Here is a 17,642-nt window from a genome sequence, read left to right on the forward strand (position 1 = left end):
AATCTACAAAGCGAACGGGAGGCTCGCCATGGAAGCCGTTGCGAAGACACCGGAACGCGAGGCGTTCTACAGGAAGATCGACGGCGAAAACCTCACCGCGCTCTGGACCGTGATGAGCGATCTGATCACGCCGGAGCCAAGGAGCGCCTGTCGGCCGCATTTGTGGAAGTTCGACGTCATCCGCGACTACATGACCGAAGCGGGCAAGCTGATCACCGCCAAGGAAGCCGAGCGGCGGGTGCTGATCCTGGAAAATCCAGGGCTCCGCGGACAGTCGAAGATCACGACCTCGCTCTATGCCGGCGTACAGATGGTGGTGCCCGGCGACGTCGCGCCCGCGCATCGTCACAGCCAGTCGGCCTTGCGCTTCGTGCTCGAAGGCAAGGGCGCCCACACTGCGGTCGACGGCGAGCGCACGGCGATGGAGCCCGGCGACTTCATCATCACGCCGTCGATGACCTGGCACGATCATTCCAACGAGACGGATGAGCCGATGTTCTGGCTCGACGGTCTCGACATCCCCCTGGTGCAGTTCTTCGATTGCTCCTTTGCGGAAGGCGCCAAGGAGGACAAGCAGAAGATCACGAAACCCGCTGGCGACAGCTTTGCGCGTTACGGCCACAATCTGCTGCCGGTCGACGTGAAGCGATCCTCGAAGACCTCGCCGATCTTCAGTTATCCCTATGCCTACACCCGCGAGGCGCTGGAGAAGGCCAAGGCGCGCGAGGAATGGGACGCCTGCCACGGCTTGAAGCTCAAGTTCAGCAACCCCGAGACCGGTGACTATGCGATGCCGACGATCGGCACGTTCATCCAGCTGCTGCCCAAGGGTTTCAAGACCGCGCGCTATCGCTCCACCGACGCGACCGTGTTCTGCGCCATCGAAGGCAAGGGCCGCACCCGCATCGGCGATGCGACCTTCGAATGGGGCCCGCGCGACCTGTTCGTGGCGCCGAGCTGGCACTGGGTGACGCACGAAGCCGAGACGGATGCCGTGCTGTTCAGCTTCTCCGACCGTCCGGTGCAGCAGAAGCTCGACCTCTTCCGCGAGGATCGCGGCAATGCGTGAGGGCAGCGTTGTAGATGCCGTAAGGTGGGCAAAGGCGCGTTAGCGCCGTGCCCACCATCTTTCCGTGAATGAAGCAGACGTGGTGGGCACGCTTTCGCTTTGCCCACCCTACGGCATCTGTGCCGGCCTCACCGCCAGTGCAGCAGCCGCGTTTCCAGCCAGTTGATTACTTTCCCGACCGCAAGCCCGAATACCGACAGGATCACAACGCCCGCAAGCAGCTGATCCGTCTGCATGAGATTGCCGGCCTGGAGCACGAAGGCACCGATGCCGAACTGGGCGCCGATCATCTCGGCGCTGACGACGAGCAGCAGCGCCACCGAGGCCGTGATGCGAAAGCCGGCGAGGATCGAGGGCAGCGCGCCCGGCCAGACCACTTTGCGCACGATGGTGGCGAACGGCACGTTGAAGCTCTGCGCCATGCGGATGAGATTACGCGGCACCGCATCGACGCCGCTATAGACCGAGATCGCGGTCGAGAAGAACACCCCGAGCGCAATGGTCGCGATCTTCGGTTCTTCGCCGATGCCGAGCCAGAGGATGAGCAGCGGTAACAGCGCGATCTTCGGGATCGGGAACAGCGCCGAGATGAAGGTGATGCCGACGCTGCGCGCGAGCCGCGACAGGCCAATGGCAAAGCCGACCGCGACACCGGCCGCGGTGCCGAGCAGCCAGCCGACACCGATGCGCAGAAGCGAGGCGGAGACGTGCTGCCAGAGCGCGCCGGACACGGCGAGCTCGTAGATCGCGCGCGCGATCGCCGATGGTGGCGGCAGGAACAGCGGATTGACGAGGCGCGCGCTGCCCGCGGCCTGCCACAGCGCGATGACGAGCGCGAGCGCGACCCAGCCGCCAAAACGACTGCTCGCCGGCACGAAGCCCGCGCCGCGAAAGCGGACCGGCCGCGGCGCGGCATCCTTTGCCGTCGCTTCCGCCTGTGGCGCGCGATCAAGCATGCTGGACCTCGCGCTCGGCATCGATCGCTTCGTTACGGATCAGCGACCAGATCTGGTTCTGCAGCGCGAGCAGCTTTTCACGCGCGGCAGCCTCGCCCCGTTCGGCGCGCGTCATCGGCACTGTCACGACTTCGCGAATGCGGCCGGGCCGCCGCGACAACACGACGATGCGGTCGGCAAGGCGCGCCGCCTCTTCGAGATTGTGGGTGACATAGACCGCGCCCATGCCGCCATCGGCGAGCAGGCCGACGAAGTCCTCCATCAACAGCTCTCGGGTCTGCGAATCCAGCGCCGAGAGCGGCTCGTCCATCAGGAGGATTGCGGGTCTCACCGCAAGCGCGCGCGAAATGCCGACGCGCTGGCGCATGCCGCCGGAGAGCTGCTTGGGATAGGTCTTGCGAAAATCGGTAAGTCCCGTACGGCGCAGGGCATCGTCGACCTGCGCGCGGCGTTGTGCGGACGAAAGCTGCGTGTGCAGCAGCACGAATTCCACGTTCTCCTCCACCGTGGCCCAGGGCAGCAGCGCAAAATCCTGGAACACGAAGGTCAGCGGATTGAGGCTGTCCGCAGGCGGCGCGCCACGCAGCTCGGCCGCGCCGGATGACGGCAGCAACAGCCCACCCAAAATCGACAGCAGCGTGCTCTTGCCGCAGCCCGACGGCCCGACAATCGCCACCACCTCGCCCGCGCTGACGGTGAAGGAGACGTCGTCGAGCACCGCGAGCTCGCCAAAGCGGTGGGTGATGTGGTTGGCGATCAGGTCCATCTGCTAACCCGCGCTATGGACCCGTCATCCCTTGCACAACGGCTTCGCCGTTGTTGCAGGGGTGCTCGCGAAGCGAGCCTCGAAGGATGACGGAGATGAGTGATCGCCTGGGGCATCAATCCGCCTTCACATAATCCTTGGCGATGATCGTATCCGCATCAAAGCCCTTGTCGGCAAAGCCCTGCGCTTGCAGCCATTTGATCTGGTTGTCGACGTTCTTCACGTCCAGCTTGCCGTCGGGATCGATATAGGCGCAATTGCCGACCACCTGCTCGACCGGAAGGTTGGTGTACCTGGCAATGATCTCGAGCAGCGGTTTTGTCTGCTCGTTGATCGGCACGGTGCCGTCCTTCATCGCGGCGAGAATGACGTCGTGATATTCGCGATCGGCTTTTGCCAGCGCGCCGAGCAGCTTCGTCACCAGCACTTTGTTGGCGAGCGTCTTGGGAGAGGCGAACACGGCGCCGAGTTGCCAGGGCGTCTCATCGCCGACCCAGCCCAGGAATTTCGCGCCGCCCTCGTCCATCAGCTTGCGCGCGGTGGAGATCGGAAGCAGCGCGGCGTCGACCGTTTCGCCCTTCAGCGCAGCCGCCGCATTCGACAGCGATTGCAGCGGCACGATCTTCACGTCTGATAGCTTGAAGCCGTATTTGTCCGCGAGCAGGCCGAGTGAATAGTGAAAGGACGATCCGACCTGCGTCATCGCCACGCGCTTGCCGGCGAGATCTTTTGGCGTCTTCAGGCCAGCCGCGTAGGCATTGTTGCTGGCGAAATAGCCGATCAGGGGATAGCCGGCCTTTTCGCGGCTCATGCCGCCGATCACCTTCAGCGTGCCCTTGCCGGCGAGATTGTAGAGACCGGCCGTGAAGGCGGTGATACCGAAATCGACGTCGCCCGAGGTCGTGGCGACGGCGATGGGCTGCGCCGCATCGAAGAACTTCAGCTCGATATCGAGGCCGGCATCGCGGAAATAGCCCTTGTCCTGCGCGATGAAGACTGGCGCGGAGGACGACAGCCTGAGCACGCCAATTTTAGCCTTTAGCGGCTCCTCGGCCTGCGCTGCTCCAATCGTCGTCAGCGCCAACAAACCCACACCCGCGAACCGCGCAACCCAACCCATCCGTCTTCCTCCGTCGTCTCTTTACAGGCCCTCTGGCACGGTCTGGTCCCGCCCGATGAAGGCGCCCTGTTGTTTCAATGTTTCCTGCAGTTTTTCAACCGGGATGTCACGCGGGATCTGGTTGCCTGCCAGCGCCAGCGCAGCGGCGGAACCGGCCGCCTCCCCCATCACGAAGCACGCCCCGGAGACGCGTGCCGCCGATTGGCCCTCATGGGTCATGGAGGCGCAGCGGCCGGCGACCAGGAGATTGTCTAGTCCCTCCGGAAGGAGCATGCGATACGGCAATTCGTTGTAGCCGCGCGATTCCGGGATTGGCGGGAACGTGAAGACGACGTCGCCCGGCACATGCGCTTCGATCGGCCAGCCATTGACGCCTATGGAATCCTCGAACGAGGCGCAGGTGAGCACGTCCTCGCCGCTGAGCTGATAGGCCCCCGTAATGCGGCGAGTCTCGCGGATGCCGAGCTGCGGCGGCAGGTCGACGATGTAGGATTTTTCAAAGCCCGGGACGGTGCGCAGGAATTCGAAAGCCGCGAGCGCTTGCCTGCGACCGTCGATCTCGCCGCGGGTGAGATCGTCGGGCTCGACACCGTTGATGGCATGGCCGTCCTCGCGCGCGACCTGGGTGAAATTCACCCGCCATTCGATGCCGTGGCGCTGCGGCCGCACGATCGCGCTTTTTCGCGGAAAGCTGTGCGTGCCGGCGGCGAGCGCCTTTTCCATCAACTGCGGAATGGTGCGCCAGGCCTCGCCAGCCTTGTCCGGATCAATGCCATTGAGGCGGAACATCATCGACGGATAAAGCGGATGGCCGTGTTCGTCGCCGATCTCGAAAGGCGCGCCGGCCCAGACTGCGAGATCGCCGTCGCCGGAGCAATCGATGAAGATCTCGGCTCGCACCGCCTGCCGTCCCGCCTTGGTCTCGACCATCAGCGCGTCGATGCGGCGCGCATCGCCCATCACGACGCCGGCCCCGAGTGCGTGGAAGAGGATATCGACCTTGTGGCTGGCGAGAAGATCATCGGCCGCGATCTTGTAGGCGGCCGTGTCATAGGCCTGCGCAAAGACCTTGCCGAGGATCAGATGCGGCTCGTTGAGGCCATCCAGCCGGTCGATCCGCGCGAGCAGCTCGGAGGCCATGCCCTGCACGAGACGGTGGTGCCTGCCATAGACATTGCCGTGCAAGCCGCAAAAATTGGTGACGCCGGCGGCCGTGCCCATGCCGCCCAAGAAGCCGTAACGCTCGATCAGGAGCGTTCGCCGCCCTGCCCGCGCGGCCGAGGCCGCTGCGATGATGCCGGCCGGCCCGCCGCCGAGCACGACCACTTCATATTCGCCGTAGAGCGGCACCTGGCGCGCAGGTTCCCGAATGGATTTTTGGTGCAAGACGATCTTCCGGTCGTTTGAGGCCCAAGGCGGCCTTTCTTGCTATCTCGACAAAGCGATCGACGATGTAAAGCCCTGTGGCGCCACAAGACGATTGATCCCGTTCAGCGGAACTGACAGAACAGGCGTCCCCCTAGGATCGATACCTTTGAAACGCACTCTAATTTCGCTGATCTGCCTTGCGATCACCGCCGCGCCCGCTTCCGCGCTGGAGCAGAACTGCCGCTTCATCCAGGCCAAGGCCGACCGCGAGGCCTGCTACAAGCGACAGGAGGAAGAGCTTGCGGCCAAGCGCAAGCCCGAGCCCTCACGCGAGAGCACGACGCTCGAATCGCTCAAGCAGATGCGGCAGGACGACGACGCGGTCTACCGCAGCATGAGCGGCATCTGCCGCGGCTGCTGAGCGAAGAAGCCGAGCACACGCTGACGATCATTGGCAAGATCGATTTTGCCCCGAACTCGCTGCACCTCTCCCGCTTGCGGGAGAGGTCGGCGCGAAGCGCCGGGTGAGGGCTTTCTCCACGCGGGGATTGTCCATTGCGGAAACACCCCACCCCAGCCCTCCCCCGCAAGCGGGAGAGGGAGCGCACCGCCTTCGCGGCAACAATCGAGCTTCTTCTCATCCTGCTTTAGGCCTTGCCGCCCCACTTCGCCGCGCGCTTCTCGGCAAAGGACGCCAGCCCTTCAGCCGCTTCCGCGCTCTGGCGCTTGAGCGAGTGCAAATGAACGAGGCGCGCATAGGCGGCGTCATTGACGCTCATGCCGCCGAACGAGCTCTCCAGCGCGAGCCGCTTGGTTTCCGCCATCGCCTCCGGCCCGTTGGCGAGCAACTGCTCGATGACCTTCGCACCGGCGGCCTCCAGCTCTGCGAACGGCACGACCTCATGAACGAGGCCAATTCGGCGCGCCTCTTCGGCGCCAAACCGCTCGCCGGTCAGCGCGTAGCGGCGGACCTGACGCACGCCGATGGCGTCGCAGAGCTGCGGGATGATGATCGCAGCGGTCAGGCCCCAACGCACCTCGGTGATCGAGAACAGCGCATTGTCGGCCGCGATCACGACGTCGCAAGCCGCGATCACGCCGGTGCCGCCACCGAAGCAGCCGCCCTGCACGAGGGCCACGGTCGGGATCGGCAGCGTGTTCAGCCGCTGCACGGCCTCGAAGGTCGCCCGCGAGGCGGCCTCGTTCTCTCCAGGCAATTGCGGACGCACGCTGTTGATCCATTTGAGGTCGGCGCCGGCCTGAAAATGCTTGCCGTTGCCTTTGAGCACCACGACGCGCAAATCGGGTTTCCCGCCCAATTCGTCCATCGCCGTGAGCACACCTGATATCAGCGCACCGTCATAGGCATTGTTGACCTCGGGTCGATTGAGCGTGATGGTCGCGACCCCGCGCTCATCAAGGGTCCACAAAACGGGGCTGGCCGGCATGGGCGATCCTCTCGGCATTATTCTTTCTCAGGCCACGCACTATGACCGTGGCCGCGCCCCTTGATCCATCACTTTCCGCGGGGAGGCGGTCGCGCCCATCGCATGGCGGCTTGTGCCATGCTGGCCGCCGGCGCGAGCCAAAGATCAATCCTCGGGACGGGGCGGTCATATCATGCGGATTTGCATTTTCGGCGCGGGCGCCGTCGGCAGCCACCTCGCGGTGCGGCTTGCACGCGCCGGCCACGAGGTCTCCTGCGTCATGCGCGGACCGCATCTGGAGGCGGTGCGCGCCAACGGCCTGAAGCTGCGCGTCGGCGAGGCGGAAATTTGTGCCAAGGTCCGCGCCTCCGGTGATCCGGCCCAACTCGGGCCGCAGGACGTCGTGATCTCTACGCTGAAGGCAACCGGCCTGCCGGGCCTCGTCACCGGCATCGCGCCGCTGCTTGGCGAAGAAACCGCGATCGTCTTCGCGCAGAACGGCATTCCCTGGTGGTACAATATTGGGCTACCGCCGCGGCACCCCGCCCCGCCCGACCTCGCCTTCCTCGATCCCGGCGCGCGCCTGAAGAAAACGATTGGCAAGGAGCGGATCGTTGGCGGCGTCGTATTCTCCTCCAATGAAGTGGTCGAGCCCGGCATCGTCGAAAACCTCACCCCGGACCGCAACCGGCTCTTGGTCGGCGAATGCGACGATCGCAACAGCGAGCGCATCGCGCGGCTCCGCACAGCCCTGAACGACGCAAAGCTCGAATCGCCGCCGGTTGCCGACATCCGCGAGGCGATCTGGTCAAAGCTGTTGACCAACATGTCGCTGACAGTGCTGTGCCTGCTCACCGGCCTGACTGCGCGCGGGGTGCGCAACGACCCCGCCTTCACGGACGTCATTCCGCGCCTGCTCAACGAGGCCAACGAGATCGCTCAGCATTACATCCCCGAGGTCAAGCGGGTGACGCGGAGCGGCCCGGCGCCCAACCACAAGCCGTCGCTGCTTCAGGACTACGAGCTCGGCCGCGCCATGGAGATCGACGTGCTGGTGAAGGCGCCGGCCGCCTTTGCCCACGCTGCGGGCCTGTCGACCCCGTCACTCGACCTGGTCGCGGCCCTCGCGATCCAGAAGGCGCGCGACAAGGGGCTTTATGCGGGATGACTGCGCAAAGGCTCAGATGAGCTCATCGATCCACGCCGCGAGCGCATCAAGCACCTCTTCAATCGCCTCTTCATTGCTACGGCCGGACTTCCGCAAGACCAGGAAGGAGTGATCGCCTCCGGCGACCTCGTGCAGCGTAGCCTTCGGGCCGAGTTCCTTGATCACGGGTTCGAGGCAGCTGAGATCGGCGAGCCGGTCGCGCGTGCCTTGCAGGAACAGCATCGGGATATCGATCCCGGCGAGATGAGCCGCGCGCTCGATCGATGGCTTGTTGTCGGCATGCAGGGGAAAGCCGAGGAAAGCGAGCCCGCGCACACGGGGCAGCGGCGCCTTGGACTGCGCTTGCGAGGTCATGCGCCCGCCGAACGATTTTCCGCCGGCGAACAGCGGCAGACCAGGACAGAGCCGCGCCGCCTCGTCGACCGCCGCCCGCACCGCGGCGTGCGCGATCGCAGGCGTGTCGGGGCGGCCCTGCTTCTTCTCCATGTAGGGAAAATTATAGCGCAGCGTCGCGATGCCGCGCTCGGCCAGTCCTGCCGCGACCTTGTCCATGAACGAATGCCGCATGTCGGCGCCCGCGCCATGGGCCAAGACGTAGCAGGCGCGGGGCTTGTCCTGCATCGTCAGCAGTGCGGAGACGACGCCCACGCGCTCGATGTCGATCTTGAGCTCTGTCGCCTTGAGCTCAGTCGTTTTGGCAGTCACAAATCACACACCCTGAAAGGCTCGAATCCCGTTGCCTTGGTAGCGCCACCGGCGCAGCCTGAAAACACAATAATTGCCGCTATCGGCTGGCGTACCTACGCCACTGCATCACGATGCGAGGTTTTTATGTCTTATCGCTCCTCCTGGATGACCGAAGAGCTCGAGATCTTCCGCGACCAGTTCCGGAAATTCCTCGCCAAGGACCTCGCGCCGCATGCTGAGAAGTGGCGCGCGCAGAAGATGGTCGACCGCTCCGCCTGGCGCGGGCTCGGCGAGATGGGCGCGCTGCTGCCGAGCGTGCCCGAAGCCTATGGCGGCCTGGGCGCGACCTTCGCCTATGAAGCCGCGGTGCTGGAGGATATCGAGAGCACGGTGCCGGAGGTGACGACCGGCGTCTCTGTCCACAGCGCCATCGTCGCCCACTACATCCTCAACTACGGCTCGGAGGAGCAGAAGACGCGCTGGCTGCCGAAGATGGCATCGGGCGAGATGGTCGGCGCCATCGCCATGACCGAGCCCGGCACCGGCTCGGACCTGCAGAGCGTCAAGACCACGGCGAAGAAGCAGGGCAATTCCTACGTCATCAACGGCCAGAAGACGTTCATCACCAACGGCCAGGCCGCCGACCTCGTCATCGTCGTCGCGCGCACCGGCGAGGTTGGCGCCAAGGGCATCTCGCTGATCGTGGTCGAGACCGCAGCCGCTGAAGGCTATCGCCGCGGGCGCAACCTCGACAAGATCGGCCTGCACGCCTCCGATACGTCGGAACTGTTCTTCGACAACGTCACGGTGCCGCCGGAAAACCTGCTCGGCAAGGAAGAGGGGCAAGGCTTCGTGCAACTGATGCAGCAACTGCCGCAGGAGCGCCTCTCGCTCGCGGTCGGCGCCGTCGCGTCGATGGAGCGCGCAGTGAAGCTCACCACCGATTACACCAAGGAACGCACCGCCTTCGGCAAGCCGCTGCTCGAATTCCAGAACACCGCGTTCAAGCTCGCCGAGCGCAAGACCGAGGCGATGATCGCCCGCGTCTTCGTCGACTGGTGCGTCGAGCGTCTGATCGCAGGAGATCTCGACACCGTCACCGCCTCGATGGCGAAATACTGGTGCTCGGAAAAGCAGGTCGAGACCGCCGACGAATGCCTCCAGCTGTTCGGCGGCTATGGCTACATGCAGGAATACCCGATCTCGCGCATCTTCATCGATTCCCGCATCCAGAAGATCTATGGCGGCACCAACGAGATCATGAAGCTGTTGATCGCCAGATCGCTGTAATCAGGTCGCTGTAGCGTGGCTACTTCATCCGTTTGTCGGCGGCGACGAAGTCGATGAAGGTCCTGACTTTCGCGGAGAGATATTTGCGGCTCGGATAGACCGCGAACAGCTTTCCGACGAAGATGATCTGGTCGGGCATGACGTGCTCGAGACGTCCGGCCGCGATGTCGTCGGTGACCAGCCATTTCGGCAGGAAAGCGAAGCCCATGCCTTCGAGCGCTGCCATGTGAAGCAGCGTTTCGTTGCCGCTGCGCAGCACCGGGTTCAGCTTGATGGTCTCGGTGCCGCGCTCGCCGGTAAGGGAGAAGCTCTCGCCCGGATAAAGCGCGTAGTGCAGCAGGGCCTGGCCGGAAAGATCGGCCGGCTTCGTCGGGCGACCAGCGCGTTTGAGAAAGGCGGGAGCTGCGACCATGTAGAACGGGACGCCGGAAATCGGCCGTGCGATCAGCGCCTCGTCGGGTGCGCCCGTCGCGCGCAGCGCGAGATCGAAGCCTTCCTCGACGAGGTTGACCAGCCGCCCGCTGAGATCGACGTCGAGGCGCACCTCGGGATAGCGGGCCTGGTACTCCGCCAGCACACCGGCGAACATCGCATTCGCCATCCACACCGGCGCCGTCAGCCGCAACACGCCGCGCGGGACGACGGTCGCCTTGCTGACGGCGGCTTCGACCTCGTCGAGCGAATCGAGCATCTGGCGCGCCTGCTCGAAATAGAGCGTGCCGCTCTCGCTGAGGCTCACGCGCCGGCTGGTCCGGTTGAGCAGCCGCGTGCCCAGCCGCTTCTCGAGCTGCATCACGTGCTTGCTCGCCATCGCGGGCGAAATGCGCAGGCGCTGGGCCGCGGTCGCAAAGCTCTTCAGCTCGGCGACCAGACAGAACACCCTCATGCTGACCAACGAATCCATGAGATCATCAACATCCAGGAAAGGAACTCCTACCGAAATGCATAATGATCAAAGATCGTGAAACTATCAAATGGTGGCAACCCACTCATTGGAGAAAACCACCATGTCGACTACCGCCATTGAAGCCGCCGCGCCGGGACGCCCGCTTCGAGCCGGACTCTGGATTGCCCAGGTCCTGATCTTTCTGGCCTTTGGCTCAGCCGGACTCATGAAGCTGCTTACGCCTATTCCGCAGCTTGCCGAGATGATGCCTTGGGCGGGCCAGTATTCGGAAGGCTTCGTTCGCACCATCGGTCTAATCGACCTCGCTGGCGGGATCGGCATTCTCCTGCCGGCGCTGACGCGCATCCTGCCGCGGCTGACGGTGCTGGCCGCGCTCGGCTGCACGGTGTTGCAGGTGTTTGCGCTCGTCTTCCACATCTCACGCGGCGAGGCCGCGGTGACCCCGCTCAACTTCGTCCTGCTGGCGCTCGCTCTCTTCGTGCTGTGGGGACGCGGCCGCAAGGCGCCGATTGCTGCGCGTCGGTTCTGACACAGACCTCGTGGCGCCAGCGATGGTCCTCTCCAACCCATTGTCACGCCGCGGACTGATCGCGGGCGCCTCGATCCTGACCGCGGCCAGCTCACATGCCGCGGCCAAGGAGGATCGCCTCGTCGACGGCGTGGTGATCCTGATCGACAGCAACGAGCCCTATGTCATGGGGCATGCGATCAGCTACTCGGCCAATCTCGCAGCGCATTTTGCCGAGAAAGGCACAAGGCTCATGATCGAGGTCGTCGCCAACGGCAAGGGCATCGAGGTGTTTCGCGCGGACAAGTCCACGCTCGCCGAGCCGCTGGCCACATTGCGGCAATCGCTGCCGAACCTCAGCTACAGCATGTGCGCATCCTCCAAATCGATCGCGGAGGCCAAGGAGCAGATCACGATCCCGCTGATATCAGGCGCGGCGCTCGTGCCGTTCGGCATCGGCCGCGTCGTCGATCTCCAGCTCAGGGGATGGGCCTATATCCATGCGTGATGTGCCTCGTGTGAACCGGACCGGGCTGACGCGACGGGCGATGCTCTTGGCCGCGCCCGCGCTCGGACTGGCTCGCCTGCGTCCTGCTCATGCGGAAAATGGCCCGTGGCCACCGCTGTTCGAGACCGGACGCAGCCAGTTCACCGTGGTGCGGCCTCGCGCGCCGATGCCGCCGCTGCGGCTCAGGGATTTGCGTGGCAAGGATGTCGTGCTGATGGCAAAGCCGGGGCGCGTAACCATCATCAATTTCTGGGCGACCTGGTGCGCGGCCTGCCGCCTCGACCTGCCAGTCATGGCAAGCCTCGCGCGATCGCGGAGCGATGACCTGGACATCCATGCGATCTGCACCGACACAAGGGATCTCGGGAAGATCACGCACTTCCTGGGCGGCCTCAGCACGCAACATCTCCTCTCCTACGTCGATGCCTATGGCGTCGCCGCCGCGGCGAGCGACCCGGCCGATGCAGCCTTCAGGCTCTTCGGCATGCCCATCACCTATCTCATCGGGCGTAGCAATCGCATCGAGGGCTACATCACGGGGGCCGCCGACTGGCTGTCGCCGGCGGGCACGGCGCTGCTGCAGTTTTATCGCGAGCAGGCCTAGTGCGCAGGCTTACCGGCTGCGCCAGTCGCGCGGCCGGCAGCCAAAGCGTTGCTTGAAACGCCGCGTGAAGTGGGAGAGGTCAGAAAAGCCCCAGTCGAACGCGACGGCGCCGATCTCGCGACGCGCCATGGCCTGATCCCTCAGATCCGCCGCGGCGCCGTCGAGGCGGCGTTCCATGATGTAGTCGGAGAACGTCGTGCCGGAACGCTCGAACAGCTTGTGCACGTAGCGTTCGCTGATGCCGACGGCGCCCGCGACCGCGGCGACCGTCAGGCCCGGCTCGCGCAGCCGTTCGTGGATCGCGCGGCGGAGCGCCAGCACCGTGGCATCGGCAAAGCTCGCGGCTTCCGCGACTTGCGCGCGCGAGCGGCGCGACAGGCTCAGCGCCACGAGGTCGAGCAGCACGCCGAACAGGCGCACGCTGTCCTCCTCCGCCATCCGCAATGCGCCGGCGTTGAGCGAGCGCGCCGTCTCGACGATGAGATGGCCGACATGGGGATCATCGGAGACACGCTCGGCCTCGAAATCGAAGCCCGGAGGCAAACGGTCGTGCAGCGCGCGCGAGGGCACCCAGAAGGAAGCGACCTCCAACGTCGGGCCGCGATCATGCCGCAGTGCCAGCTCACGGTCGCTGTCGCAGATGCCGACCTGGCCGCGCGCCAGGCTGACGTCGCGATCCCCCTGCAGGATGCGGCAGCGGCCGGCGAGCTTGAAGTTGAGATAGAAGCAGCTCTCGTTCGAGGCCGCGATATCGCTGCGCGAGCGATGCACGGTATGCTCGGGAAACACCACGCGGTTGACCGCGCCGGCGCCGAACCTGATCGTCTCGACCTTCGCTGGAAAACGCGAGGTCGTCGCCGATTCCGGCGTCAGGTTCATGAACGCCTGGCAGATTGCCTCGCGATAGAAGGAAAACTGCTCGGCCGGTCGCATCTCGGCCGTATTCCAGACGAAGTGCCGCGGCCGGCTTGCTGGATTGACCTGCTCCATCAGTTCGCTCCGAGACCAATCCGGTTCAGCGCCAGCCAAGCGGACCGATCTCCGGCCGGCCCAATATGGCTGCAACAAAGACAATGATCGACGTTCAGTCGGCAGGGTTTCGGCCGGTGATTGCCGCGCCGATCTAACCATCCTTGCGGAGGAGCTACAATATGTCGACCTACGTCCTCGTCCACGGCGCCTGGCACACCGGAGCCGAGCTCGAGCCCGTCGCCGCCCCCATTCGTGCCGCCGGTCACACCGTTCATACGCCCACGATCAAGGGCAACCGGGTGGGCGATGCCAAGACCACGGGACTCAAGGAGGCGATCCAGTCCATCGCCGATTATCTCGTCGAGAACAATCTGGAGGATGTGATCCTGCTCGGCCACTCCTATGGCGGCATGGTCATCACGGGGGTCGCCGACCTCGTGCCGGAGCGGATCCGCCGGCTGATCTATTGGAATGCCTTCGTCCCCAACAACGGCGAGTCGCTCAACGACCTGGTGCCGCCACACTATCTCGGCCTGTTCGAGGCTATCGCCGCCGAGCGCGGCGACGGCTCGGTGGTGCTGCCATTCCCGATCTGGCGCGAGGCGTTCATCAACGACGTTGACCTCGAGCTGGCGCAGCGTGCCTACGACATCCTCAATCCGCATCCCCTCAAGACGTTCAGCGACAAGATCGTGCTGAAGACCAACCCGGCCGAGATGCAGCTGGCGAAGTCCTACATCAACTGCACCGAGGATACAGCGCTGCCGCACGGTTATCCCTGGCATCCGCGGCTGTCGGAAAAGCTCGGCCTGTTCCGCCTGGTTCAGGTGCCGGGCAGCCACGAATTGTGCTTCTCCGATCCGGCCCGGCTGGCACGCGCGATCTTGGAGGCGGGGCGGGACTAAAGCGCGATGAGATTAGGATGAATCGTCATCGCGCTTTAGGTTGTTGTTTGCGCATGATCTTTTCGGAAAACCGCGCCGCACTTTTCCGGATCCTACTCTAACGCGCGTCCGTCGAAAGCGAGACGACGTTCGATATTCGCTCGCGCCGCCGGGTTCGGCGGCACAGCCCTTGCTTGGTCGCAAACGAATTCAGATCGGTGGAAGCAACCCTCCTTGTCACGTGTGGCGCCCCGCCATACGCTGCCGGCCATCGGCAGCCGCCATCTGGTTTCGTTTGCGTCAGGTCAGGAGAATAGCGAATGGTTCACGTCTCGCGTCGGAAACTGCTGCAGCTCGCGGCTGTCGCGCCATCGGCACTTCCCGTTGCATGGACATCGGTTGCATCTGCCGCGGGCGGAAAGAAGATCCTGACGGCGGTGATGCAATCAGACCTTCGCGTCACCGATCCTGGCTTCACGACCGCCATCATCACCCGCGACCATGGTTATATGGTCTACGATACGCTGCTGGGCATCGATTCCGGCTTCAAAGTGCGGCCGCAGATGGCTGACTGGACGGTGTCCGCGGACAAGCTGACCTACACCTTCACCTTGCGCGACGGCCTGAAGTGGCACGACGGAGCGCCGGTGACGGCGGAGGATTGTGTCGCCTCCCTGAAGCGCTGGGGCGCGAGCGTCGACGGCATGGCGCGCAAGCTGATGGACTTCACGGCAGGCATCGAGGCCCCTGATGCCAAAACGATCGTCCTCAAACTGAAGGAGCCCTATGGCCTCGTGCTGGAGACGATAGCCAAGCCATCGTCGATCTGCGCCTTCATGATGCCCAAGCGGCTGGCCGAAACCCCGATCAGCAAGCAGATTCCGGAGCAGATCGGCTCCGGACCGTTCAAGTTCGTGGCTGCCGAATTCCAGCCCGGCGTGAAAGCCGTTTACGAAAAGAACGCCGACTACGTGCCGCGCAAGGAGCCGGCCGAATGGACATCGGGCGGCAAGGTGGTCAAGGTCGACCGTGTCGAGTGGCTGACCATGCCGGACGCGCAGACCGCGCTCAACGCGCTGCAATCCGGCGATGTCGATTTCGTTGAAACGCCACCGTTCGACCTGCTGCCCGTGCTCGAATCCAACCCGGACATCAACATCGCAATCCTGAACAAATTCGGCTTCCAATCGTTCGGCCGGATGAACTTCCTGCATCCGCCGTTCGACAATGTGAAGATCCGCCGCGCCGCGATGCTCGCGATCAACCAGAAGGACGTGCTCGACGCGCAGATCGGCAATCCCAAATACTACAAGCTCTGCGGCGCATTCTTCATTTGTGACACGCCGTTCGCCAGCGACGAGGGCGGCGAGACCTTGATCAAGGGCAATGGCATGGCGGAAGCCAAGAAAGCCTTGGCCGAGTCCGGCTATGACGGCACGCCCGTCGTGATCCTGGCGCCGGGCGATCAGATCCTGCTGAAAGCGCAGCCAATCGTGGTCGCACAGCTCCTGCGCGAGGCCGGTTTCAAGGTCGATCTGCAGGCGATGGACTGGCAGACCGTGGTCACCCGCAGGGCCAACCAGAAGCCGCCGAAGGAAGGCGGCTGGAACATGTTCTTCACCTACCAGGGCGCGGCCGACTCGATGAACCCGCTCGTCAATGGCGCGATGGTCGGCAAAGGCAAGGAGGGCGGCTGGTTCGGCTGGTCAGAGGATCCCAAGCTCGAGCAGCTGCGCGACGCGTTTGCCCGCGCCACTTCACCGGAAGAGCAGAAGAAGATCGCGCTCGACGTGCAGAAGGAAGCCTACGACCAGGTGATCTACGTTCCGCTCGGCCAGTTCCAGGCGCCGAGTGCCTGGCGCAAATCACTCACCGGCGTGATCGACGGCCCGGCGACGCCGATGTTCTGGAACGTGGACAAGAATGAGTGAGCTGCGCTCTCGGCTTGGGGCAGAGCAATCGCATTTGGATTCTTGCTGTTTCTGCAGCAGCCGCTTCAACAAGTTCGGTGTCGTCCCGGCGAAAGCCGGGATCCATAACCCCAGGCAGTAGTTGTAGCGCGAGATATGGGTTACCGATCCAGGGTCAAATACGATCCTGTGGTTATGGGTCCCGGATCTGCGCTTCGCTTGTCCGGGACGACAATAAACTTTTCGCCTCCCGCGCAAGCGGGGAGAGACGAAACTCGTCGACCGCGCACGTGCCCTACTTCGGATGCCACCAACGGCCGCCGATGACGACGCCTTCGGACACGATTTTCTGGCTGCCCGCGAGGTGCTCGCCAACCACGTCGACATAGCCGAACTGCCCTTCGCGAACCGTGATCAGCGTGGCATCGCCGACGCTGCCCACCTTGAGGCTGCCAAGCTCGGGGCGGCGCAGTGCCATCGCGGCGTTGACGGTCGATGCCGCGATCACGTCGGGCAGCGACATCCCCATGCACAAAAACTTCGACATGGTCGTCACCTGATCGAAGGCCGGACCGTCGATGCAGAGTAGGTGGATGTCGGACGAGATGGTGTCTGGATAGAAACCGTTCGCCAGCATCGCGCGCGCGGTCTTGAAGGCGAACGAGCCCTTGCCGTGACCGATGTCGAAGATCACACCGCGTTCGCGCGCCTCCAGCACCACCTTCTTCACCGTCCCTTGCGCGGTCGCAGGCGTATTCGGGAACGGGCGGAAGGCATGGGTCAGCACGTCGCCCGGGCGCAGCCGCGCGAGCACCTCTTCATAACTCGGCGGCGGATGGTCGATATGCGCCATCAGGGGCATGCCGACCTCTTCCGCCACTTCGAGCGCGATATCGAGCGGCACGATGCCCGAGGTACCGGAGGCGTGCAGGCCGACGCGCACCTTGATCCCGACGATGAGGTCGCGGTTGGCATCCGCTACCTTGGCGGCATCGATGGGGTTCATCAGCCGCAGCTCCTCGCTCTCGCCGACCATCACCTTGTGCGAGAAGCCGAAGATGCCGGCATGCGAGACGTGCAAATAGGCGAGGATGCGAACCTGGCTCGGCTCGATCACATGCTTGCGGAAGCCGGCGAAATTGCCGGGACCGGCGCTGCCGGTGTCCACCGCAGTAGTGACACCGGAAAGACGGCAGAATTCTTCGGCATCGATGCCGAGCGAGGTGCCGCCCCAATAGACATGGGTGTGCAAATCGATCAGGCCAGGCGTCACGATGTAGCGAGAAGCGTCGCGCACATCGGTCCCCGGATCCGCCTTGAGCCCGCTGCCGATCGCCGCGACCCTGCCGCCCGAAAACGCGACATCCGTCACCGCGTCGAGCTTCTGCGAGGGGTCGACGACCCGTCCGCCGCGCAGGATCAAGTCAAAAGGCATCGTCATCTCCGGGTGTCACAATGGCATTGCAAGCAACAGGAATGGGCCAGGCTGGAAGGTATT

18 protein-coding genes are annotated in these 17,642 nt (G+C 64.2%); 9 read left to right on the top strand and 9 right to left on the bottom strand.

What is annotated here, in order from left to right:
- Positions 1-28 precede the first annotated feature (28 nt).
- The gene (gene gtdA / locus SO156_RS13655; protein WP_498535125.1) at positions 29-1,069 is read left to right on the top strand and encodes a gentisate 1,2-dioxygenase; all 1,041 of its coding nucleotides are present in this window, start codon (positions 29-31) and stop codon (positions 1,067-1,069) included.
- 128 nt (positions 1,070-1,197) lie between these two features.
- Here gtdA and SO156_RS13660 read toward each other — a convergent pair whose 3' ends face one another.
- The 4 genes from SO156_RS13660 to SO156_RS13675 form a co-directional block, all read right to left on the bottom strand.
- Positions 1,198-2,025: an ABC transporter permease gene (locus tag SO156_RS13660; RefSeq protein ID WP_498535126.1), complete on the bottom strand. Its 828-nt coding sequence runs from the start codon at positions 2,023-2,025 to the stop codon at positions 1,198-1,200.
- Positions 2,018-2,791: an ABC transporter ATP-binding protein gene (locus tag SO156_RS13665; RefSeq protein WP_458148029.1), complete on the bottom strand. Its 774-nt coding sequence runs from the start codon at positions 2,789-2,791 to the stop codon at positions 2,018-2,020. The genes SO156_RS13660 and SO156_RS13665 overlap by 8 nt, the downstream gene beginning before the upstream one ends.
- Positions 2,792-2,906: 115 nt before the next feature.
- Positions 2,907-3,911, bottom strand: a complete 1,005-nt coding sequence (locus SO156_RS13670) for an ABC transporter substrate-binding protein (protein ID WP_458148030.1) — start codon at positions 3,909-3,911, stop codon at positions 2,907-2,909.
- A 21-nt stretch (positions 3,912-3,932) separates the two neighbouring features.
- Positions 3,933-5,297 (bottom strand): FAD-dependent oxidoreductase, encoded by a 1,365-nt coding sequence (locus SO156_RS13675; RefSeq protein WP_498535127.1) that lies wholly within the window; start codon positions 5,295-5,297, stop codon positions 3,933-3,935.
- A gap of 148 nt (positions 5,298-5,445) precedes the next feature.
- Between SO156_RS13675 and SO156_RS13680 the strand changes: the two genes are divergently transcribed.
- Positions 5,446-5,700: a hypothetical protein gene (locus SO156_RS13680; RefSeq protein ID WP_498535128.1), complete on the top strand. Its 255-nt coding sequence runs from the start codon at positions 5,446-5,448 to the stop codon at positions 5,698-5,700.
- Between the two features lie 226 nt (positions 5,701-5,926).
- Here SO156_RS13680 and SO156_RS13685 read toward each other — a convergent pair whose 3' ends face one another.
- The gene (locus SO156_RS13685; RefSeq protein WP_498535129.1) at positions 5,927-6,727 is read right to left on the bottom strand and encodes an enoyl-CoA hydratase-related protein; all 801 of its coding nucleotides are present in this window, start codon (positions 6,725-6,727) and stop codon (positions 5,927-5,929) included.
- Positions 6,728-6,899: 172 nt separating this feature from the next.
- On the opposite strand from SO156_RS13685, the gene SO156_RS13690 reads away from it, so the two are divergent.
- Positions 6,900-7,874: a ketopantoate reductase family protein gene (locus SO156_RS13690; RefSeq protein WP_498535130.1), complete on the top strand. Its 975-nt coding sequence runs from the start codon at positions 6,900-6,902 to the stop codon at positions 7,872-7,874.
- Between the two features lie 12 nt (positions 7,875-7,886).
- Here the strand turns inward: SO156_RS13690 and SO156_RS13695 are convergent, their stop codons facing one another.
- The gene (locus SO156_RS13695; protein WP_498535131.1) at positions 7,887-8,579 is read right to left on the bottom strand and encodes an alpha/beta hydrolase family protein; all 693 of its coding nucleotides are present in this window, start codon (positions 8,577-8,579) and stop codon (positions 7,887-7,889) included.
- A gap of 126 nt (positions 8,580-8,705) precedes the next feature.
- Between SO156_RS13695 and SO156_RS13700 the strand changes: the two genes are divergently transcribed.
- Positions 8,706-9,851, top strand: a complete 1,146-nt coding sequence (locus SO156_RS13700) for an acyl-CoA dehydrogenase family protein (protein ID WP_458148035.1) — start codon at positions 8,706-8,708, stop codon at positions 9,849-9,851.
- Positions 9,852-9,870: 19 nt separating this feature from the next.
- Here the strand turns inward: SO156_RS13700 and SO156_RS13705 are convergent, their stop codons facing one another.
- Positions 9,871-10,755, bottom strand: coding sequence for a LysR family transcriptional regulator (locus SO156_RS13705; RefSeq protein ID WP_458148036.1), 885 nt, complete (start codon positions 10,753-10,755; stop codon positions 9,871-9,873).
- A gap of 103 nt (positions 10,756-10,858) precedes the next feature.
- Between SO156_RS13705 and SO156_RS13710 the strand changes: the two genes are divergently transcribed.
- Genes SO156_RS13710 through SO156_RS13720 form a run of 3 tightly spaced genes read left to right on the top strand, consistent with a single transcriptional unit; the run spans position 10,859 to position 12,378 of the window.
- Positions 10,859-11,287 (top strand): DoxX family protein, encoded by a 429-nt coding sequence (locus SO156_RS13710; RefSeq protein ID WP_498535132.1) that lies wholly within the window; start codon positions 10,859-10,861, stop codon positions 11,285-11,287.
- A 22-nt stretch (positions 11,288-11,309) separates the two neighbouring features.
- Positions 11,310-11,774 (top strand): DsrE family protein, encoded by a 465-nt coding sequence (locus SO156_RS13715; protein WP_498535133.1) that lies wholly within the window; start codon positions 11,310-11,312, stop codon positions 11,772-11,774.
- A 40-nt stretch (positions 11,775-11,814) separates the two neighbouring features.
- Positions 11,815-12,378: a TlpA family protein disulfide reductase gene (locus SO156_RS13720; RefSeq protein WP_498535173.1), complete on the top strand. Its 564-nt coding sequence runs from the start codon at positions 11,815-11,817 to the stop codon at positions 12,376-12,378.
- A 9-nt stretch (positions 12,379-12,387) separates the two neighbouring features.
- Here SO156_RS13720 and SO156_RS13725 read toward each other — a convergent pair whose 3' ends face one another.
- Positions 12,388-13,368, bottom strand: coding sequence for a helix-turn-helix domain-containing protein (locus SO156_RS13725; protein ID WP_498535134.1), 981 nt, complete (start codon positions 13,366-13,368; stop codon positions 12,388-12,390).
- A 161-nt stretch (positions 13,369-13,529) separates the two neighbouring features.
- Here SO156_RS13725 and SO156_RS13730 point away from each other — a divergent pair, with 161 nt between their 5' ends.
- Both SO156_RS13730 and SO156_RS13735 read left to right on the top strand, forming a co-directional pair.
- Positions 13,530-14,255, top strand: a complete 726-nt coding sequence (locus SO156_RS13730; RefSeq protein ID WP_498535135.1) for an alpha/beta fold hydrolase — start codon at positions 13,530-13,532, stop codon at positions 14,253-14,255.
- Between the two features lie 299 nt (positions 14,256-14,554).
- A complete protein-coding gene (locus SO156_RS13735; RefSeq protein ID WP_498535136.1) occupies positions 14,555-16,165 on the top strand; it encodes an ABC transporter substrate-binding protein in 1,611 nt (536 codons plus the stop codon).
- 274 nt (positions 16,166-16,439) lie between these two features.
- Here the strand turns inward: SO156_RS13735 and SO156_RS13740 are convergent, their stop codons facing one another.
- A complete protein-coding gene (locus SO156_RS13740; RefSeq protein WP_498535137.1) occupies positions 16,440-17,579 on the bottom strand; it encodes an amidohydrolase/deacetylase family metallohydrolase in 1,140 nt (379 codons plus the stop codon).
- Positions 17,580-17,642: the final 63 nt, after the last annotated feature.

This window comes from Bradyrhizobium sp. UFLA05-125 (assembly GCF_059803515.1).